Source organism: Kitasatospora sp. NPDC127121 (genome assembly GCF_042677305.1).
Classification (GTDB): Bacteria; Actinomycetota; Actinomycetes; order Streptomycetales; family Streptomycetaceae; genus Kitasatospora.
This window is the reverse complement of sequence record NZ_JBHXTQ010000050.1, coordinates 1-18989: the sequence shown is the minus strand read 5'-3', so window position 1 is coordinate 18989 and position 18989 is coordinate 1. Positions and strand designations below refer to the sequence as shown.

Annotated in this window: 18 protein-coding genes, 1 pseudogene and 1 riboswitch; of the genes and pseudogenes, 5 read left to right on the top strand and 14 right to left on the bottom strand. The window is 73.3% G+C overall.

From position 1 onward, the window contains the following. Positions 1 to 56 precede the first annotated feature (56 nt). Complete coding sequence (gene rpmG, locus ACFVHI_RS23585) at positions 57 to 221, top strand: 50S ribosomal protein L33 (protein WP_380342442.1); 165 nt, start codon at positions 57 to 59, stop codon at positions 219 to 221. A 156-nt stretch (positions 222 to 377) separates the two neighbouring features. Here the strand turns inward: rpmG and ACFVHI_RS23580 are convergent. Continuing rightward, a pseudogene (locus tag ACFVHI_RS23580) lies at positions 378 to 1481 on the bottom strand (HoxN/HupN/NixA family nickel/cobalt transporter); the annotation flags it as partial. A 29-nt stretch (positions 1482 to 1510) separates the two neighbouring features. Continuing rightward, positions 1511 to 1725: riboswitch (cobalamin riboswitch) on the bottom strand. Positions 1726 to 1806: 81 nt separating this feature from the next. On the opposite strand from ACFVHI_RS23580, the gene ACFVHI_RS23575 reads away from it, so the two are divergent. Continuing rightward, positions 1807 to 2190, top strand: coding sequence for a metalloregulator ArsR/SmtB family transcription factor (locus ACFVHI_RS23575; protein WP_063346776.1), 384 nt, complete (start codon positions 1807 to 1809; stop codon positions 2188 to 2190). Between the two features lie 53 nt (positions 2191 to 2243). Here the strand turns inward: ACFVHI_RS23575 and ACFVHI_RS23570 are convergent, their stop codons facing one another. The 8 genes from ACFVHI_RS23570 to mltG (ACFVHI_RS23535) all read right to left on the bottom strand — a co-directional run bounded on the left by ACFVHI_RS23570 (position 2244) and on the right by mltG (ACFVHI_RS23535) (position 10114). Next, a complete protein-coding gene (locus tag ACFVHI_RS23570) occupies positions 2244 to 3053 on the bottom strand; it encodes an Fpg/Nei family DNA glycosylase (protein ID WP_063346777.1) in 810 nt (269 codons plus the stop codon). 80 nt (positions 3054 to 3133) lie between these two features. Beyond that, the gene (locus tag ACFVHI_RS23565; protein WP_380342366.1) at positions 3134 to 4030 is read right to left on the bottom strand and encodes an AAA family ATPase; all 897 of its coding nucleotides are present in this window, start codon (positions 4028 to 4030) and stop codon (positions 3134 to 3136) included. Positions 4031 to 4109: 79 nt separating this feature from the next. Beyond that, positions 4110 to 4538 carry a type II 3-dehydroquinate dehydratase gene (gene aroQ / locus ACFVHI_RS23560; RefSeq protein ID WP_063350970.1) on the bottom strand — a complete coding sequence of 143 codons (429 nt, stop codon included), beginning with the start codon at positions 4536 to 4538 and terminating at the stop codon, positions 4110 to 4112. Positions 4539 to 4546: 8 nt separating this feature from the next. Beyond that, positions 4547 to 5638: a 3-dehydroquinate synthase gene (gene aroB / locus ACFVHI_RS23555; RefSeq protein WP_063346779.1), complete on the bottom strand. Its 1092-nt coding sequence runs from the start codon at positions 5636 to 5638 to the stop codon at positions 4547 to 4549. Next, entirely contained in the window at positions 5631 to 6152 is a 522-nt protein-coding gene (locus ACFVHI_RS23550; RefSeq protein ID WP_063346780.1) for a shikimate kinase, read from the bottom strand. The genes aroB and ACFVHI_RS23550 overlap by 8 nt, the downstream gene beginning before the upstream one ends. Further along, complete coding sequence (gene aroC / locus ACFVHI_RS23545; protein WP_107452826.1) at positions 6149 to 7333, bottom strand: chorismate synthase; 1185 nt, start codon at positions 7331 to 7333, stop codon at positions 6149 to 6151. Before aroC ends, ACFVHI_RS23550 begins: the two co-directional genes overlap by 4 nt. 209 nt (positions 7334 to 7542) lie before the next feature. Beyond that, positions 7543 to 8373, bottom strand: a complete 831-nt coding sequence (locus tag ACFVHI_RS23540; protein ID WP_363372750.1) for a shikimate dehydrogenase — start codon at positions 8371 to 8373, stop codon at positions 7543 to 7545. 34 nt (positions 8374 to 8407) lie between these two features. Next, a complete protein-coding gene (mltG, locus tag ACFVHI_RS23535; RefSeq protein ID WP_380342360.1) occupies positions 8408 to 10114 on the bottom strand; it encodes an endolytic transglycosylase MltG in 1707 nt (568 codons plus the stop codon). Between mltG (ACFVHI_RS23535) and ACFVHI_RS23530 the strand changes: the two genes are divergently transcribed. Beyond that, on the top strand, positions 10058 to 10441 hold the full coding sequence (locus ACFVHI_RS23530; protein ID WP_380342357.1) for a hypothetical protein: 384 nt from the start codon (positions 10058 to 10060) through the stop codon (positions 10439 to 10441). The two genes, mltG (ACFVHI_RS23535) and ACFVHI_RS23530, sit on opposite strands and share 57 nt — an antisense overlap. A 160-nt stretch (positions 10442 to 10601) precedes the next feature. On the opposite strand, the gene mltG (ACFVHI_RS23525) is transcribed toward ACFVHI_RS23530, so the two are convergent. The 5 genes from mltG (ACFVHI_RS23525) to ACFVHI_RS23505 form a co-directional block, all read right to left on the bottom strand. Continuing rightward, positions 10602 to 11864: an endolytic transglycosylase MltG gene (mltG, locus tag ACFVHI_RS23525; protein ID WP_063346785.1), complete on the bottom strand. Its 1263-nt coding sequence runs from the start codon at positions 11862 to 11864 to the stop codon at positions 10602 to 10604. A gap of 94 nt (positions 11865 to 11958) precedes the next feature. Further along, positions 11959 to 12447, bottom strand: a complete 489-nt coding sequence (gene ruvX / locus ACFVHI_RS23520) for a Holliday junction resolvase RuvX (protein WP_063346786.1) — start codon at positions 12445 to 12447, stop codon at positions 11959 to 11961. Next, complete coding sequence (gene alaS / locus ACFVHI_RS23515; RefSeq protein WP_363372758.1) at positions 12447 to 15116, bottom strand: alanine--tRNA ligase; 2670 nt, start codon at positions 15114 to 15116, stop codon at positions 12447 to 12449. The genes ruvX and alaS overlap by 1 nt, the downstream gene beginning before the upstream one ends. Beyond that, positions 15116 to 15559, bottom strand: coding sequence for a DUF6167 family protein (locus ACFVHI_RS23510; RefSeq protein ID WP_063346788.1), 444 nt, complete (start codon positions 15557 to 15559; stop codon positions 15116 to 15118). The genes alaS and ACFVHI_RS23510 overlap by 1 nt, the downstream gene beginning before the upstream one ends. A gap of 4 nt (positions 15560 to 15563) precedes the next feature. Next, complete coding sequence (locus tag ACFVHI_RS23505; protein WP_380342351.1) at positions 15564 to 16043, bottom strand: DUF948 domain-containing protein; 480 nt, start codon at positions 16041 to 16043, stop codon at positions 15564 to 15566. A gap of 252 nt (positions 16044 to 16295) precedes the next feature. Here ACFVHI_RS23505 and ACFVHI_RS23500 point away from each other — a divergent pair, with 252 nt between their 5' ends. Next, positions 16296 to 18524 (top strand): ATP-binding protein, encoded by a 2229-nt coding sequence (locus ACFVHI_RS23500; protein WP_380342348.1) that lies wholly within the window; start codon positions 16296 to 16298, stop codon positions 18522 to 18524. A gap of 56 nt (positions 18525 to 18580) precedes the next feature. Beyond that, positions 18581 to 18901 (top strand): tetratricopeptide repeat protein, encoded by a 321-nt coding sequence (locus ACFVHI_RS23495; RefSeq protein WP_380342439.1) that lies wholly within the window; start codon positions 18581 to 18583, stop codon positions 18899 to 18901. The last annotated feature ends 88 nt before the right edge of the window (positions 18902 to 18989 follow it).

Here is an 18989-nt window from a genome sequence, read left to right as displayed (position 1 = left end):
CCCCGCCAACCCGCCAACCCGCCAACCCGCCAACCCGCCAACCCGGGAGGACACCCATGGCCCGTAGTGAACTGCGCCCCGTCATCAAGCTCCGCTCCACCGCCGGCACCGGCTACACGTACGTGACCCGCAAGAACCGCCGCAACGACCCGGACCGGATGGTCCTGCGCAAGTACGACCCGATCGCGCGCCGGCACGTCGACTTCCGCGAAGAGCGCTGAACCCCGCCCGCCCGAACTGAACCCCGCACCGACGAAACGCCGACCGGCAGCGACCCGTACCGCCCCGCAGCGACGAAACGGCGCCTCCCCCGGGATCCCGGGGGAGGCGCCGTCGCGGGTGGCAGCCGGCGCCGCGCGCCGCCCGCCCAACACGGCGGCCGCCCAGCACATATCCACCCCCGCCCCCGTACAGTTGGCGGTCGCCGCGGCCCAGACCACCACGAACAGCCCGGCGATCGCGTAGCCGACGTTGTCCAGCGAGATGCCCGCGATCCAGCCGGTGACCGGGTCGGTCAGATCGAGCTTCTCGTGCAGCACGCCGACCAGCTCGATGGTGCCGATGACGAAGGCCACCGCGATCGACAGCCCGGTGATCGTCAGGTTGTAGTAGACCTTCCGGACCGGGTTGGCGAAGGCCCACTGGTACGCGAAGTTCATGAACGTCCCGTCCAGGGTGTCGAACAGGCTCATCCCGGCCGCGAACAGCAGCGGCAGGCAGACGATCGCGTACCAGGGCAGCCCGGCCGCCGCGCCCGACCCGGCCATCACCATCAGGGTGACCTCGGTCGCGGTGTCGAAGCCCAGCCCCAGCACCATGCCCACCGGGAACATCTGCCCGGGCCGGGTGATCGAGCGGGTCGCCCGGTTCAGCACCCGGGCCATGAAGCCGCGCGAGTTGAGGTGCTCCTCCAGCTGCGCCTCGTCGTACGACCCGGCCCGCATCGCCCGGAACACCTTGAGGATGCCGAGCAGCGCGGCCAGGTTGAGCGCGCCGATCAGGTAGAGGAACGCGCCGGAGGCCGTCGTGCCGACCATCCCGAGCCACTTGTGGGTGGTCGAGTCGTCGTCCATCAGCGTGCTGGCCAGCTGCGCGCCGCCCGCCACCAGGGCGGCCATCAGCACCACCATCGAGGAGTGCCCGAGGGCGAACCAGAAGCCGACCGAGACCGGCCGCTTGCCGTCCGCCATCAGTTTGCGGGTGGTGTTGTCGATCACCGCGATGTGGTCGGCGTCGAAGGCGTGCCGCATGCCGAGGGTGTACGCGGTGATCCCCAGGCCCACGCCGAAGACCTGGGTGCCGACCGCGTAGTTGTGGGGCGCGACCAGGAAGATGAGCGTCCCGAACGCCACCACGTGCATGGCCAGGATCACCCCCATCAGCCCGGCCGTGCGAACGGTGTCCTCGCGCTTCCAGCGGAACGTGGGCAGCACGGACGGTGTCGCCGGCGCCTCGGCGGCGGCGGTTTCGGGCAGGGTCATTCGGGTCACGCTCCAGCACCTCGTGGAAACACTTCGTGAGATGCCGTGGCCGGTCTCCTGGCTTACGGGGGTCCCGTACCCGCCTTCCCAGGTGCGCGAGGCTCCCAGTGGCGTCGTGGGTACGGACGTCTCTCCATCGTCGACGATCACGATGGCCCGATCACAGTGGCGAGGGCCGCTCCGGACTGGGACCCCTGAGGATCCGTCACCGGTCTTCCCGAGCACCACGGCGGGGAACACCGTAGGGGCCAGGACCCACCCTTGCAAGGCTGCGCACCTGCGCAGGTGTCCAGGATCACAGGCCCCCTCCTGCAACAATGTGCGCATGCATCTCGTACCGGCCGACCGCGCGGGCCACCGCACCATCGACGGACACCGGGTCTGCGAGGCCATCGCCGCGATCGGCGACCCCGCGCACGTCCGCACCTGGGCCGAGCGGTTCTCCCTGCTCGCCGACCCCGGGCGGCTCGCCCTCCTGCTCGCCCTCCACCGGGCCGGCCCGCTCGCCGTCTCCGACCTCGCCGTCGCCACCGGCATGCGCGACCCCGCCGTGTCCCAGGCCCTGCGACTGCTCCGCACCGCGGGCGTGGTCACCGGGGACAAGGACGGGCGGGTCGTGCGCTACCGGCTCGTGGACGAGGCCATGCGCCCCCTCCTCGACGCGTGCGCCGCCGCCGAACACCACGAGCCCACCGCGGCCGTCGGCTGACCGGCCCCCCGGAGGACACGCCGGGGGGCCGGCCGGAGCAACCGCGGACCCGGTCAGGCCGCCTGGCAGGTGGGGCACCAGAAGAGGTTGCGCGCGGCGTGCTGCTCCGCCCGGACGTCGGTGCCGCAGACCAGGCAGGGCATCGCGGCCCGCCGGTAGACGTACACCTCGCCGCCGTGGTCGTCGACGCGCGGCGGGCGGCCCATCGCCTCGGGGGTGTGCTCGGGCCGGACGGTGTCGATCCGGCCCGCGCCGACGCCCTCGTGCATCAGGGCGACCAGGTCGGCCCAGATCGCGTCCCACTCGCCCCGGGTGAGGTCGCGGCCGGCGCGGTGCGGGTTGATCCCGTGGCGGAACAGCACCTCGGCCCGGTAGACGTTGCCCACCCCGGCCAGCACCTTCTGGTCCATCAGCAGCGCGGCGACGGTCGTACGGCTCGCCGATATCCGGCGCCAGGCGGCCTGCGGATCGGCGTCGGCGCGCAGCGGGTCGGGGCCCAGCCGGGCGGCGACGGCGGCCTTCTCCGCGCCGGTGACCAGCGCGCAGGTGTTGGGGCCGCGCAGGTCGGCGTAGCCGTCGTCGTTGGCCAGCCGCAGCCGGACCAGGCCGACCGGCTCGGGCGCGGGCCCGGTGCCGAAGGCGAAGCCGCCGTAGAGGCCGAGGTGGACGTGCACCCAGCCGCCCTCCTCGAAGCCGAGGAACAGGTGCTTGCCGACGGCTTCGGCCGCGGTGAGCAGCTGCCCGTCGATGGCCTTGGCCTCGTCGGCGAACCGGCCCTGCGGGCTGGACACCTCGACCGGGCGGCCGCCGAAGGCCTTCCGGTTCTCGGCGGCGAGGCGGTGGATGATGTGGCCTTCCGGCACGGGCGTCAGCTCCCCCGGGGTGGTTCGACAGGACCCGCACATCATCGCAGTCGGCACCGACAGCGCCGGATCGTCGCAGGTCAGCGGACCGGCATGCCCATCAGCCGGGCCAGGATGACGCGGTCCAGCTCGGCGGCGGTGCCGGCCACGTCCAGGTACGAGTTGTCGATGATCGGCAGCCCGGAGTTGTACCAGCCGGCCATCCGGCCGTGGATCCGCGCCACCTCCTCGTCACCGAGCCGCCGGGTACCGCCGCGCCGGGCGTTGCGGTGCAGCACGGAGTCCAGGCTGGGCAGCAGCACGACCGGGATCATGCCGGGGCCGATGTGCCGCTTCCAGCCGCCGAGGCCGATGGCCGGGCGGTCCGGGAAGACGGCGTCGTCGATGATGCAGGAGATGCCGTTGGCGAGGTAGTTGCGGCAGGCGAAGCCGCAGGTGCGGCGGGCCAGCCGGTACTGCGCCTCGGAGGCGTTGTTCCAGCCGGACTGCGGGTTGGCGAAGCCGGACTGCACCCACTCGCGGACGTCGTCCAGGCTGATGTGCGCGGTCGGGCTGGGCCGGCGCTCGGCCCAGTACCGGGCGACGGTGGTCTTGCCCGCCCCGGCCGGGCCGATCAGCAGGACGGCGATCGGACTGGCGGGCGCGTGCCGCTGCGGCGGGTGGGCGGGGAGTTGCACGGGCGCGCCGGAGGGCAGCACGAAGTGCCCGGTGGCCCCGACGGGGACCGGCGCACTGGGCGCGGGCGCGGGTGCGGCCGGAGCGGGCGCGGAGACAGGAGCCGGAGCGGGCGGCACGGGAGCAGGCGGCACCGGAACGAGCGGCACCGGAGCGGCCGGAGCCGGCGGCGCAGCGGCGGGAACAGGGGCCGGAACGGGCGGCACCGGCGGCGGCGCGGCGGCCCCCGACGGCTGCGGCCCCGGCGGAGCGGCGGGACGCGGCGGGACGTGCCCACCCCCGGCGTACTGCGTCACGGTCACCTCCCGACACCTCTCAGCGGGGAGACTACACGGCGGCCCGGCGGCGGGCACAGTCCGCCGCCGGGCCGCTGACCAGGCGTCAGCGCGTGGTGAGTTGCTCGGCCAGGGCGCGCAGGGCCAGCTCGTAGGAGCCGAGCCCGAATCCCGCGATGGTGCCGGAGGCCACCGCGGCGATCACCGAGGTGTGCCGGAAGGTCTCCCGGGCGTACGGGTTGGAGATGTGCACCTCGATCAGCGGCGCGGTGCGCTGCGAGGCGGCGTCCCGCATCGCGTACGAGTAGTGCGTGAACGCGCCCGGGTTGATCACCACGGGCACCTTGCCGTCGGCCGCCTCGTGCAGCCACTCCACCATCTGCTGCTCGGAGTTGGTCTCGTGCACCTCGACCTCGAAGCCGAACTCCTTGCCGAGCGCGGTGCAGCGCTCGACCAGCCCGGCGTAGGAGGTGGCGCCGTAGACGTCCGGCTCGCGGCTGCCGAGCCGTCCGAGGTTGGGGCCGTTGAGCACCATGACCCTGGTCACGCCGAGACCTCCGCGTAGGCGGCGACCAGCAGGGACGGGTCGGGGCCCTCCAGGACGGAGGTCTTGCCGAGGCCGTCCAGGACGATGAAGCGGATCAGGTCGCCGCGCGACTTCTTGTCGATCTTCATGGCGTCCAGCAGCTTCGGCCAGGCGTCCGCCTGGTAGCGCAGCGGCAGCCCGACGGAGGCCAGCACGGTGCGGTGCCGGTCGGCCGTCTCGTCGTCCAACCGGCCTGCCAGGCGGCCGAGTTCGGCGGCGAAGACCATGCCGATGGAGATCGCGGCGCCGTGCCGCCACTTGTAGCGCTCGTTGCGCTCGATGGCGTGGCCGAGGGTGTGGCCGTAGTTGAGGATCTCGCGCCGGCCGGACTCCTTGAGGTCCCCGGAGACCACGTCGGCCTTGACCTGGATGGCGCGGCGGATCAGCTCGACGGTGTGCCGGCCGTCCGGGGTCTTGGCGCCCTCCGGGTCGGCCTCGATCAGGTCGAGGATGGCCGGGTCGGCGATGAAGCCGCACTTGATGACCTCGGCGAGGCCGGAGACGTAGTCGTGCTTGGGCACGGTCGCCAGGGTGTCGAGGTCGGCCAGCACGCCCACCGGCGGGTGGAAGGCGCCGACCATGTTCTTGCCCTCGGCGATGTTGATGCCGGTCTTGCCGCCGACGGCCGCGTCGACCATGCCGAGCAACGTGGTGGGCATGGAGATCCAGCGGACGCCGCGCAGCCAGGTGGCGGCGACGAAGCCGGCCAGGTCGGTGGTGGCGCCGCCGCCGAGGCCGACGACGACGTCGCTGCGGGTGAAGCCGGTCTGCCCGAGCACCGACCAGCAGTACGCGGCGACCTCGGCGCTCTTGGCGTCCTCGGCGTTGGGCACCTGCAGCGCGATCGCCTCGTAGCCCTCGCCGAGCAGGTCCTCGCGGATGGCGTCGGCGGTGGCGGCCAGCGCCTCGGGGTGGATGATCGCGACCCGCTTGGCGCGGGTGCCGATCAGCGGCGCCAGCTCGCCGAGCAGCTGGTGCCCGATCAGCACGTCGTACGGGTCGTGGCCGGCGCTGCCGCCGACGTGAATCCTGACGATGGGGTCAGTCATGGGGGGTCTTCAGCTCCAGTGCTTCCAGTACGGCGTCCGCGACCTGCTCGGGGGTGCGGCCGGCGGTGTCGACGACGGCGGTGGCCACCTCCAGGTAGAGGGGCCGGCGGGCCTCCATCAGCTCGCGCCAGCGGGCCCGCGGGTTGATGGCCAGCAGCGGGCGCGGGGCGTCCAGGCCGACCCGCTTGACCGCGTCCGCCAGCGGGACCTCCAGGAAGACGACCGGCAGCTCGCGCAGCAGGGCGCGGGTGGCCTCGGCCATCACCGCGCCGCCGCCGAGCGCCAGGACGCCGTCGTGCTCCGTGGCGCCCGTGCGCACGGCCCGGACCTCCAGCTCGCGGAAGTGCGGCTCGCCCTCGTCGATGAAGATCTCCGGGATGGGCTTGCCGGCCAACGCCTCGATGTCGGCGTCGGTGTCCCGGAAGCCGACGCCCAGGCGCTCGGCCAGGGCCCGCCCGACGGTGGACTTGCCACTGCCGGGCGGGCCGACCAGCACAACGACCGGAACGGTCATCGGATGATCAGGTTGTCGAGGTAGCCCTGCACGTTGCGGCGGGTCTCGGAGACGTGGTCACCGCCGAACTTCTCGCTCACCGCGTCGGCCAGCACCAGCGCGACCATCGCCTCGGCGACGATCCCGGCGGCCGGCACGGCGCAGACGTCCGAGCGCTGGTGGTGCGCCTTGGCCGGCTCGCCGGTGCGCACGTCCAGGGTCTGCAGCGCCCGCGGCACGGTGGCGATCGGCTTCATGGCGGCACGCACCCGCAGCACCTCGCCGGTGGTCAGGCCGCCCTCGGTGCCGCCGGAGCGGCCGGAGGTGCGCTTGACGCCCTCGGGGGTCGGGACGATCTCGTCGTGCGCCTGCGAGCCGGGCACCCGGGCCAGCTCGAAGCCGTCGCCGACCTCGACGCCCTTGATCGCCTGGATGCCCATCAGCGCGGCGGCCAGCCGGGCGTCCAGCCGGCGGTCCCAGTGCACGTGCGAGCCCAGACCCACCGGCACGCCGTACGCGAGCACCTCGACCACGCCGCCGAGGGTGTCGCCGTCCTTGTGGGCCTGGTCGATCTCGGCGACCATCGCCTTCGACGCGTCGGCGTCCAGGCAGCGGACCGGGTCGGCGTCCAGCCGCGCCTCGTCCGAGGGCAGCGGCAGCACACCGGCCGGGGCCTTGGCGGCGGCCAGCTCGACCACGTGGCTGACGATCTCGATCCCGCAGGTCGCCTTCAGGTACGCGCGGGCGACGGCACCGAGCGCGACCCGGGCGGCCGTCTCACGGGCGCTGGCGCGCTCCAGGATCGGACGGGCCTCGTCGATCGAGTACTTCTGCATGCCGGCCAGGTCGGCGTGGCCGGGGCGGGGGCGGGTGAGCGCCTCGTTGCGGGCCAGACCGGCCAGCACCTCGGGGTCGACCGGGTCGGCCGACATGACCTGCTCCCACTTCGGCCACTCGGTGTTGCCGACCATGACCGCCACCGGGCTGCCCATGGTCTCGCCGTGCCGGACGCCGCCGAGGAACGTCACCTCGTCCTGCTCGAACTTCATCCGTGCGCCGCGACCGTAACCGAGCCGGCGGCGCGCCAGCGCGTCGGCCACCACCGCGGTGGTGACCGGTACACCGGCGGGCAGGCCCTCCAGCGTCGCGACGAGTGCGGGGCCGTGCGACTCCCCCGCCGTCAGCCAGCGCAACGTACCCAACGGAGCTCCTTCATCAGCGGACCGGCCACGGCACCTGCCGGGGCCCGCCCGGGCGTGCCTTTTCCCCTGAATCCTTTCACGTCCCGGCGGCACCCGGAGGCCCAGTCCGCGTGACGGACGGTGGTCGGTCAGTCGGCGGGACGGTGGTCGGCACGATTCCGGCCAGCCGGCCGGACGGTGGCCGGCGCGATCCGGCCACCGGCGCGGGCTCAGCGCCCGGCGAGGGCCTTCTCGCCCGCCTCGCGCATCGCCGCCAGCGGCCCCGGCGCCCGCCCGGTGAAGGCCTCGCTCTGCAGCACCGCCTGGTGCACCAGCAGGTCCAGCCCGCCCAGGACGGTCGCCCCGCGCGCGGCGCAGGCGGCGGCCAGCGCCGTCGGCCACGGGTGGTACAGCACGTCGAACAGCGCCCCCGGCGCGGCGGGCAGCGCCCCGGCGAAGGCGTCGGTCGCACCGACCGGCGTGGTCGAGACGGTCAGCGGCCGAGCCAGCGCCTGCGCGCCGAGCTCCCAGTCGGCGGTGCGCACGGCGACGCCCAGCCGCTCGCCCAGCTCGGCCATCTCCCGGGCCCGCTCCGCGCTGCGCACGTAGACGGTCACCTCGCCGGTGCAGACCTGGGCCAGCGCCGCCAGCGCCGAGGAGGCGGTGGCCCCGGCACCCAGCACGGCCGCGGCCGGCACCTCGGTGATGCCGCGCTCGCGCAGCGCGTTCACCAGCCCGGGGACGTCGGTGTTGTCCCCGGTACGCCGCCCGTCGGCGGTGAACACCACGGTGTTCACCGCGTCCACCGCGCGGGCCGTCGCGCTGACCTCGTCCAGCAGCGGGATGATCGCCCGCTTCAGCGGCATGGTCAGCGACAGCCCGGCCCACTCGGCCTCGTCCAGCCCGGCGAGGAAGCCGGGCAGGCCGGCCTCGTCGACCTCGAAGCGGTCGTAGCGCCAGCCGTCCAGCCCGAGCGCCGCGAAGGCGGCCCGGTGCAGGTCCGGCGAGAGCGAGTGGGCGATCGGCGAGCCGAGGACGGCGGCCCGGTGCTTGCTGGTCAACGCTGCTCCTCCGTGAACGGCGGTGCGGTGGCGGCTACTTGGTGGTGCAGTGGAGACCGACCTTGTCGAAGCCCTGGCCCGCCGCCCGGCAGTACGCCTCGACGTTGGCGGCGTGCTCCTTGTCCGTGTCGGCGAAGAGGGTGTTGGACGGGGACATCGCGATGAAGTACAGCCACTTGCCGTCCGCCGGGTTGAGCACCGCCTTGAGCGCGTCGTCGCCGGGGTTGGAGATCGGCGTCGGCGGCAGGCCCGGGTTGATGTAGGTGTTGTACTTGTTGGACCCGTCGTTGATGTCCTTCTTGTCCAGGTCCTTGCGGCCCAGCGAGTACTGCAGCGTGGTGTCCATGCCGAGCGTGTGGCGCACGGCATCGCTCGCCAGCCGGTTCTGGATGGTCCTGGCCATCTTGGCGAAGTCGTCGACCTTGTTGCCCTCGCGCTGCAGGATGCTCGCCTCGATGACCACCTCGTACGCGTTCTTGAGGCCGACCTTGGACGCGTCGGCGTCCAGGGTCGCGTACTTGTCGGTGGCGTTCTTCACCATCTGCTTGAGCAGGTCCTCGGGCTTCATGCCGTCGGCGATGTTGTACCGGGTCGGCCAGAGGAAGCCCTCGACGTTGCCGTTCGCGTACGCCGGCAGGCCGAGACTGCCGACCTGGGCCTTGGCGACACCCGCCGTGGTGCCCTGCGGCAGCTTCAGCTTCCCGTCGATCAGGGTGTAGATGTCGGCGGCGGTCTTGCCCTCGGGGATGACCAGCGCCGCACCGCCGGCCCCGTTGAGCAGTTCGCTCAGCGCGGTGGCAGCCGGCAGCTCCTTCTTCAGCGAGTAGAAGCCCGGCTGGACGTTCTTGCACTTCGGCTCGGCGTCGCAGGCCTTGCTGAAGGCGTCGACGCTCTTGACCACGCCGGCGCTCTTCAGCGCCAGGCCGATCTGACCGCCGACCGCACCCGACTTGACCTCGACCTGGACGGGGCTGCCGCCCTCGCCCGTGAAGTCCGGCGGCGGGCCGAAGTGGTCCTGGTAGAAGCCGTAACCCCACCAGCCGGCCCCGCCCAGGGCGCCGACCAGCACCAGCGCGACCAGCAGGCAGGCCCCGCCGTTGCGGCGGCCGGACTTCTTGCCCTTCTCCTTGCGCTTCTTCTGCGCGTCGCGGGAGGAGTCCTCCTCGCCGAGGAAGCCCTCCTGTTCGGCGTGGCCGTCCTCGTCGCGGTACTCGGCGTCCTCGTGGTGGCCGTCCTCGTGACGGCCGTCCTCGTGACGGCCGTCCTCCTGGAAGCCGTCCGGGTGGCCGTCCCACTCGTCGGTCTCGGGCGCGTGCCCGCCGACCGGATCGGCGCCAGCCTCCAGCGCGGCGGCCTCGGCCTCCCAGTCGATGCCGTCCGGGCCGGGGCCGCTGACGGGCGCGGCCGGCTCGGGCTCCGGCGCCGCGCGACGCCGCCGCCCGGGCTGCGCGCCCTGCTGCGGGATGCCCGGCTGCTGCTGCGCACCGGGTTGCTGAGGCTGCTGAGGCTGCTGAGGCTGCTGGGGTTGGTGGGGCTGCTGGGCCTGCTGCGGGGACATCCCCTGCTGCTGCGCCATGCCCGGTTGCTGCTGACCGTCCGGGAACCCCTGCTGCTGGTACCCCTGCTGGGGCAGCTGCTGCTGGTAGCCCTGCGGCGCCATCTGCTGCTGCTGTTGCTGTTGCTGTTGCTGCTGGTACCCCTGCTGCGGCATCTGCTGCTGCTGGTAGCCCTGCTGCTGCATCTGCTGCTGGGGCACCTGCTGCTGCGGGTACTGCTGCTGCCCGCCCGGGAACCCCTGCTGCTGATACCCCTGCGGGTACCCCTGCTGCGGCATCTGCTGCATCTGCTGCTGCGGATACCCCTGCTGCTGCACGTCTCCGTACGGCTGCTGGACCGGCTCGCCCTGCTGCTGGGGATACTGCTGGACCGGCTCGCCCTGCTGGGGATACTGCTGCCACTGGCCGTCCTGCTGGCCGGGGACCGGCTGCTGGCCGCCGTACCCGGGGTCACCGGGGTGCCACGGCTCAGAGCCCTGGGGGCCGTAGCCCCGACCCAGATCGGTCATTGATCCCCTTAACCGACGAAGACGGCCGGAGGATCGGACCGGCCGTCCGGGACGCGGTCCCGGCTGATTCTCGAACCGGCGTGCTAGCGCAGCGCCTGGGAGGAGACGTTACCGTACCGCACACGTGCCCCCGGCAGGGCGGACGTGCCGTCAGTGTCCGACCTCACCAGCCCGCGCTCGGCTCGGGCTCCGGCGCCGCCGGCCCGGAGTCGGGGGCCGACCCACCGGCCGAAGCCGACGACGAGGCCGAGGCGCCGGGCTTCGCCGACGCCCGGTTCGCGTTGAACTCGGCGACGTTGCGCTGCTGCACGTCGAAGCTGTCGGTGAAGCGGGTGTCCCCCGGTTTCACGGTGACGAAGTAGAGCCAGTCCCCCTGCGCCGGGTCCAGCGCCGCCGTGATCGCCTGCCGCCCCGGGTTGGAGATCGGCGTGGGCGGCAGCCCCGGGTGCAGGTAGGTGTTGTACGGGGAGTCCAGCCGGGTGTCGGTGACGGTGGTGTTCAGGGTCGACCGGCCGAGCGCGTAGTTGATCGTGGAGTCGAGCTGCAGCGGCATGCCCTTGGCCAGCCGGTTGTAGATGACCCGCGCCACCTTGCCCATGTCCTCGTTGTTGTCGGCCTCGCCCTGGACCATGCTGGCCACGGTGACCAGCCCGTACAGGCTCTGGCCGAGGTTCTGCGCGACGACGTTCGCGTCGTCCCGGCTGAACTCCTTGCCGGCCCGCTCCACCATCTGTTTCAGCAGGTCGATCGCGGTGGTCCCGTCGGTGACGCTGTACGTCGCGGGGAAGAGGTAGCCCTCGGGGCTGCCCTTGGCGAAGTCCGGCAGGCCCAGTTCGGCGCCCTGTTCCTGGGCGGTGCGCTGGGTGGTGCCCTCCGGCAGACGCAGCTTGCGGTCGATGGCCACGTAGATCTGGTAGCCGCGCCAGCCCTCGGGGATGGTCAGGCCGTTGGCGTTGGCCGGGTCGATCAGCACGGTCAGCGCGGCCACGGCCGACATCCGCTGCTTCAGGGTGTAGGTGCCGGGCTGGATCCGCCCGGCGGCCGCGGCGCTGCCCTTGGCCGCCCGGGTGAAGGCGAGCGAGCTGGCCACCACCCCGTTGCGGACCAGGGCGGACGCGATCTGGGACAGGCCCGCGCCCTCCGGCACCGAGACCTGGACGCTGCCGGTGCCCTGCCCGTCGTAGTCGGCGGCGGCCGGGGGTTTGCGCTGTCCCTGGAGCCAGGTGTACCCGGCGAGGCCCGCCCCGCCGAACACCGCGACCAGGGCGAGCGCGGTGAGCGCGCAGGCCAGTCCGTTACGCCGTCGGTGCGGATCGGGCGCATCGGAGCGCATGCGGGGCGCGCCCGGGGGCCGGCCCTCCGGTTCCAGCACCGGCGCACCCAGGTGCCCGGGCGTGAGCCCCGGGTGGAAGTCCTGGTCGGTCATGGCTCGCGTCCCCTCGGCAGTGCCGAAACGTTCGAAAGGGGTCCGTGCGGACGCGTCCGCACGGACCCCTCGACGGGACGTTAGATCAGGCCGGTCAGCCGACCGCCTCGACGCTCTCACCGGGCGGGTTCCCGCTCACCCGTTCGGACTCAAGGGCGGTCTGCAGGATCACCACCGCGGCGGCCTGGTCGACCACCGAGCGGCCCTTCTTCGCCTTGACGCCCGAGGCGCGCAGCCCGTGGGTGGCGGTGACGGTCGACATCCGCTCGTCGACCAGCCGGACCGGCACCGGGTACAGCCGGTTGGCCAGCCGCGTCGCGTACGCGCGGACCTTCTCCGCCGCCGGGCCCTCCTTGCCGCTCAGCGAGCGGGGCAGCCCGACGATCACCTCCACCGCGTCGTACTCCTCGACGATGGCGGCGATCCTGGCCTGCGACTTCACCCCGGCCGGAACGGTCTCCACGGGCGTGGCGAGCACCCCGTCGGGGTCGCAGGACGCGACCCCGATCCGGGCGTCACCGACGTCGACGGCGATCCGCCGCCCCCGCCGGAAGGGCCGCTCCACCTGAGGCTCCTCGACCATCAGCTGGCGCGCTCCGCGACCAGGCCGCGCACCGCGGCAACGGCCTCGCCGACCGCGGCCGGGTTGGAGCCGCCGCCCTGGGCGACGTCGTCCTTGCCGCCACCGCCGCCGCCGAGGGTCTTGGCGGCGACCCGGACCAGCTCGCCGGCCTTGATGCCGCGGCCGCGGGCGTCCTCGTTGGTGGCGATCACGGTCAGCGGACGGCCGCCCGCCACGGTGAAGGCGGCGACCACGGCCGGGCGCGAGCCGAGGCGGCCGCGCACGTCCAGCACCAGCTTGCGCAGCTCGTCCGCGCCCACGCCGTCGGCGACCTGCGCGGCGACCACCGAGATGCCCTGCACGTCCTCGGCCGAGTCGGCCAGACCCGCCGCGGCGGCCAGCACCTTCTCGGCGCGGAAGCGCTCGATCTCCTTCTCGGCGTCCTTGAGCTTGGCGAGCATGCCCGAGATCTTCTCCGGCAGCTCCTCCGGGCGCCCCTTGACCAGCTCGGTCAGCTGGGACACCACGGTGTGCTCGCGGGCCAGGAACTTGTACGCGTCGACGCCGACCAGCGCCTCGACGCGGCGCACGCCGGAGCCGATCGAGGACTCGCCGAGCAGCTTCACCAGGCCCAGCTGGGCGGTGTTGCCGACGTGCGTGCCACCGCACAGCTCCTTGGAGAAGTCACCGATGGTGACGACCCGGACCTCGTCGCCGTACTTCTCGCCGAACATCGCGATGGCACCGGCCTTGCGGGCCTGATCCATCGTCATGACCTCGGCGGTGACGTCGAGTTCGCGACCCAGCACGTCGTTGATCTTCTGCTCGACGTCGACCAGCACGGTGCCCGGGACGGCGGCGGGCGAGCCGAAGTCGAAGCGGAAGCGGCCGGGGGCGTTCTCGGAGCCGGCCTGGGCGGCCGTCGGGCCGAGCGCGTCGCGCAGCGCCTGGTGGGTCAGGTGGGTGGCCGAGTGGGCGCGGGCGATCGCCCGGCGGCGCTCGGTGTCGATCGTGGCGTACGCCGAGGCGCCGAGCACGACCTCGCCGAACAGCACCCCACCGGAGTGCACGATGACACCCGGGACGGGCTGCTGCACGTCGCGGATCTCCACCACCGCGCCGGACTCCAGCCGGATCCTGCCGTGGTCGGCGAGCTGGCCGCCGCCCTCGGCGTAGAACGGGGTGCGGTCGAGGATGATCTCGACCTCGTCGCCCTCGGAGGCGGCCGGCGACGGAACGCCGTCCACCAGCAGGCCGACGACGCTGGCCTCGCCCTCGGTGAGGTTGTAGCCGGTGAAGACGCTCGCGCCGGACTTGTCGGCGACCTCGCGGTACGCGGCGACGTCGGCGTGGCCCATCTTCTTGGCCTTGGCGTCCGCCTTGGCGCGGTTGCGCTGCTCCTGCATCAGGCGGCGGAAGCCGGCCTCGTCCACCTGGAGGCCCTGCTCCTCGGCCATCTCCAGGGTGAGGTCGATCGGGAAGCCGTAGGTGTCGTGCAGCTTGAAGGCCTGGTCCCCGGAGAGGACCGCGCCGCCGGCCTGCTTGGTCTCGGTGACCGCGGCGTCCAGCAGGCTGGTGCCGGCCTTGAGGGTCTGCAGGAAGGCCGCCTCCTCGCCGACGACGACCGTCTCGATGCGCTTGCGGTCGCTCTCCAGCTCCGGGTACTGCGGAGCCATCGCCTTGATGGCGATGTCGGTGAGGTCCTTGGCCACCACGCCGGTGGCGCCCAGCAGGCGCATGTTGCGGATGGCGCGGCGCAGGATGCGGCGCAGCACGTAGCCGCGGCCCTCGTTGCCGGGGGTGACGCCGTCGCCGATCAGCATCAGCGCGGTGCGGATGTGGTCGGTGACCACGCGCAGCGAGACGTCCGACTTGTGGTCGGCGCCGTAGGTGTGGCCGGTGAGCTCGGCGGCGCGGTCGAGGATCATCCGGCTGGTGTCGATCTCGAAGAGGTTGTCGACGCCCTGGAGGATGGCGGCGAGGCGCTCCAGGCCGAGGCCGGTGTCGATGTTCTTGCTCGGCAGGTCGCCGAGGATCTCGAAGCCGTCCTTGCCGTCGCCGTGGCCGCGCTCGTACTGCATGAAGACCAGGTTCCAGATCTCCAGGTAGCGCTCGCCGTTGACGGCCGGGCCGCCCTCCTCGCCGTACGCGGGGCCGCGGTCGTAGTTGATCTCCGAGCACGGGCCGCAGGGGCCGGGGACGCCCATCGACCAGAAGTTGTCCTTCATGCCGAGGCGCTGGATGCGCTCGGACGGGACGCCGATGACGTCACGCCAGATCAGCTCGGCCTCGTCGTCGTCCTGGTAGACGGTGATCCAGAGCTTCTCCTTCTCCAGGCCGTAGCCACCGTCCGCGACGGAGCTGGTGAGCAGCTCCCACGCGAACTTGATGGCGCCTTCCTTGAAGTAGTCGCCGAAGGAGAAGTTGCCGCACATCTGGAAGAAGGAGCCGTGCCGGGTGGTCTTCCCGACCTCCTCGATGTCCAGGGTGCGCACGCACTTCTGGACGCTGGTGGCGCGCGAGAACTGCGGCTTGACCTCGCCCAGGAAGTAGGGCTTGAACGGCACCATGCCGGCGTTGACCAGCAGCAGGGTGGGGTCGTCGGCGACCAGGGACGCCGACGGAACGACGGTGTGGCCGCGCTCCTCGAAGAAGCGCAGCCAGCGGCGGCGGATCTCAGCCGACTCCATTATTGGTCCTTCCGGTTCGGGGTGCCGCCCCGCTGCGGCAGGGCGCGGCGGGGCGTTTCTTCAATGGCTCGGGTGGTGGTGCGGGCCCCACGGGACACGGGGCGGGGGCCTGACGGGGGCAGGGCGGCGGCCGGGCTGCCGGGCGCCGCCGAGATAGCTCGGTACTGCGGCTCGCCGCGCAGGACCCGTCCGGTGCTCCGGGGTTCGACGACGGCGGTGCCGTGCAGTCCGAGGTCGTCCTTCAGCTGCTCCTCGCGCTCGGCCATGCCGGCCCGCACGTCCTGGGCGAACTGCTTGGCCAGGTCGCCCAGGTGCAGCGCACCGCGCGTGGCGGTGCCGGAGAGGCTGTCCGGGGTGAGCCGGTGCACGGCCTCGTTGGCCTTGTTCATGGCCCACACGGTCGCACCGGCGCCGACCGCCATCCAGAAGACGCGTCGCACCATGCCGTCAGCCCCTCACCGCGCGCCGGACCCGGGAGAGCAGGCCGTTCCTGGGCGCGGTCGCGGCGCGCACCTCGGCCCGGATCAGCCGGGCCAGCTCCTCGCGCTCGCCGCTCTGCGCCGGCACGGACGGCTGGCCGCCCTGCTGCTTGGCGACGGCCTTGCGGACGCCGTAGCTGAAGGCCGCGACCTTCACCAGCGGCCCGCCCAGGGTGGCGGCGACGGTGGAGGAGAGCGCGTTGGCGTTGGCGGCGGCGTCCTGCACGTTGGCGGTGATCTCGTCCACCCGCTCCAGCTGCTGGTTGGCACTGCGCACGGCGGCGCCCGCGTCGCTCAGCAGCGGGACGGCCTGCTCGGTGACGGCGGAGACGAGGACGGTGGCCTCCTTCAGCACGCGCGAGAGGCGGACCAGCACCACGGCGAGCAGGGTGACCAGGACCGCCCAGAACACGGCGACGAGCAACCCGGCCAGCTCTCCCACGGACACCTTTGCGCGCTCCCTCGCCTTGCTGTTCTCCAAACGGAACCCTATCGCGCCCACGCCCGGTTTCCGGACCGGGTTATCGCCGGGCCCCGGGGTCCACCGCCGCGTCGGCCCTCGGCCGAACCGGTCGGATGTGCGAACCGCGCGCGTAACCTACCGGCCGGTCACCTCGTTCTGCCAGGCGGGCCGTCGCCCGTACGGCCCGACGAACGTCCGGGCCCCGACGGTCCGGGCCAGGAACACGGGGAGCAACGCTTGGCCGGCGACTGGAGAGCACAGCCCGGGGAACCTGCGGCGTGGCCGCGCGAGCCGCAGCCCGGCCGGCTGCCGGCCGAGGTGACGGGCTTCGTCGGGCGGCAGCGGGAGCTGGCCGAGCTGGCGGGCCTGCTGGCCGGCGCCCGGCTGGTGACGGTGACCGGGCCGGGCGGGGTGGGCAAGAGCCGGCTGGCCCTGCGCGCCGCCGCCCGGGCGGCCGGCGCCTTCCCGGACGGCACCTGGCTGGTCGAGGTGGCCCCGGTGCAGGACCCGCTGCGGCTCGGGCGCGCGGCGCTGGAGGCGCTGCGGCTGACCGATGACACCGCCCGCCCGCCGCTGGACGTGCTCACCGAGCGGCTGTCCGGCCGGCGCACGCTGCTGGTGCTGGACGGCTGCGAGCACCTGGTGCAGGCCTGCGCCGACCTGGCGGACGCGCTGCTGCGGGCGCTGCCCGGCCTCCGGGTGCTGACCACCAGCCGCGCCGCGCTGCGGGCCTCGGGCGAGCACCTGCTCACCCTGGCCCCGCTGCCGGTCGACCCGCGGCCGAGCGGTCCGAGCGGTCCGGGCGGGCTGCCGGACGCGGTGCGGCTGTTCGCCGAGCGGGCCCGGGCGGTACTGCCCTCCTTCGCGCTGACCGAGGCCAACGCCGAGGCGGTGGGCCTGCTCTGCCGCCGTCTGGACGGCATCCCGCTGGCGGTGGAGCTGGCGGCCGGGCGGCTGCGCGCGCTGTCGGTGGAGCAGATCACCGCCCGGCTGGACGACCGGTTCCGGCTGCTCACCGGCGGCTCCCGGACGGCCCTGCCGCGGCACCGGGCGCTGCGCACCACGATCGGTTGGAGCCATGAGCTCTGCACCGTGCAGGAACGTTTACTCTGGGCCCGCCTCTCGGTCTTCGCCGGCAGTTTCGACCTGGAGGCCGCCGAGTACGTCTGCGCCGGTGACGGCCTGGAGGCCGAGGACGTGCTCGACCTGCTCGACGAACTGGTCGGCAAGTCCGTGGTGCTGCGCGAGGACAGCGCCTTCGGCGTCCGCTTCCGACTGCTGGACACCCTGCGCGACTACGGCGGCCAGTGGCTGCGGGCCGCCGGCGAGGAGCCGCGGCTGCTGCGCCGCCACCGCGACTGGTACCTGGGCGTGGCCACCTGGGGCGAGGTCGAGTGGTTCGGCCCCCGGCAGGCCGAGACCGCCGAACGCACCGAACTCGCCCACCCCAACCTCCGCGCGGCGCTGGAGTTCTGCCTCGCCGAGCCCGGAGAGGAGCAGATCGCCCTGCTGCTGGCGGGCACCCTGTGGTTCTACTGGGTCGGCTGCGGCCACCTCGGCGAGGGGCGGCACTGGCTGGACCGCGCGCTCGCCCTGGACCGCGAGCCGACCGAGGCCCGCGCCAAGGCCCTCTGGGCGACCGGCCACCTGGCCACCCTGCAAGGCGACCTGGAAGCGGCCCGCCCGGCCCTGGAGGAGTGCCGCCGCCAGGCCCTGGACACCGGCGACGACCGGGCGCTCGCCTACGCCGTCCACCGGCAGGCCAGCGCGGCCCTGGTCGGCGACGAGCCGGAGCGCGCCGCCGAGCTGTTCGAGGAGGCGCTCTGGCACTACCGGACCATCGGCGAGCTCAACAGCAACGTCGTGCTGGCCATGGTCGAGCTGGGCCTCGCGTACCTGTTCCAGGGGGATCCGGAGAGCGGCGAGCTCTGGTTCGGCCAGGCCCGCGAGCTGTGCGAGGAGCACGGCGAGCAGTGGGCGTACGCGTACGTGCTGTACGCGATGGCGTACGCGCACTGGCTGGACGGCGCCGTCCGGGCGGCCCGCGCCCTGGCCCGGGAGGGCCTGCGGCTGAACCACCTGTTCCACGACCTGCTCGGCATCGCGCTGGCGATCGACCTGCTGGCGCTGCTGGAGACCGAGCCGGGCGGCCCGGGCGCGCCGGGCGACCTGGGCGAGGCCCGGGTGCTGCAGGGCGCCGCGCACCGGATCTGGCACACGGTCGGCCTGCCCTTCCTGGGCTCGCGGTCCTTCTTCGGCCCGCACCAGGAGTGCGCGGAGCGGGCCCGGGCGGGGCTGACCGCGCAGGAGTACGAGCGGTGCTACCAGGCCGGGGCCCGGCTCGACCTGGACGCGGCGGTCTCCCGGGCGCTGGGCGCCAGCGGGTCGACGGGCGGCCCGGAGCCCGGGTCCGGGCCCTGCTCGGTGCCGTCCGCACCGGCGCCCGCACCGGCCAGGAATAGCTGAAACTTGCCGATTGCTTGAGGAGGCAAGGAACCACCCGGAAGGAGCCCCCCGTGGCCGTGACCACCGCCGCCGACGAGTACCGCCTCGCGACGTTCCACTTCGAGTCCAAGGCCTACGCCGACGCCGCCCGCATGCTGGAGGGCGTGCTCGCCGAGGAGCCGGCCAACCTCTCGGTCCGGCTGCTGCTGGCCCGCAGCTACTACCACTCCGCCCAACTCGGGTGCGCCGAGGCCGAGTTGCTCCGGATCCTGGACACCGACCCGGCCGAGGACTACGCCCGGCTGATGCTCGGCCGCACCCTGGAGCGCCAGGGCCGCGCCGAGGAGGCCCGCCCGCACCTGCGGCTGGCCGCGGCGATGACCGGCGAGAACCGCTAGGGGCTCTCTTTCGGATCACGCCGGGCGCGCGGCGTGATCCGAAAGAGATCGCCTAGGTCCTGTACGCCCGGCACACGCAGCCAACACC

Coding starts and splice junctions, on each gene's coding strand:
- rpmG (WP_380342442.1), top strand. CDS start 57: ATGGCCCGTAGTGAACTGCGCCCCGTCATCAAGCTCCGCTCCACCGCC.
- ACFVHI_RS23575 (WP_063346776.1), top strand. CDS start 1,807: ATGCATCTCGTACCGGCCGACCGCGCGGGCCACCGCACCATCGACGGA.
- aroQ (WP_063350970.1), bottom strand. CDS start 4,538: ATGGTGCTCAACGGCCCCAACCTCGGACGGCTCGGCAGCCGCGAGCCG.
- aroB (WP_063346779.1), bottom strand. CDS start 5,638: ATGACTGACCCCATCGTCAGGATTCACGTCGGCGGCAGCGCCGGCCAC.
- ACFVHI_RS23550 (WP_063346780.1), bottom strand. CDS start 6,152: ATGACCGTTCCGGTCGTTGTGCTGGTCGGCCCGCCCGGCAGTGGCAAG.
- mltG (WP_380342360.1), bottom strand. CDS start 10,114: ATGCAGCAGCAGGGCTACCAGCAGCAGCAGATGCCGCAGCAGGGGTAC.
- mltG (WP_063346785.1), bottom strand. CDS start 11,864: ATGACCGACCAGGACTTCCACCCGGGGCTCACGCCCGGGCACCTGGGT.
- ruvX (WP_063346786.1), bottom strand. CDS start 12,447: ATGGTCGAGGAGCCTCAGGTGGAGCGGCCCTTCCGGCGGGGGCGGCGG.
- alaS (WP_363372758.1), bottom strand. CDS start 15,116: ATGGAGTCGGCTGAGATCCGCCGCCGCTGGCTGCGCTTCTTCGAGGAG.
- ACFVHI_RS23510 (WP_063346788.1), bottom strand. CDS start 15,559: ATGGTGCGACGCGTCTTCTGGATGGCGGTCGGCGCCGGTGCGACCGTG.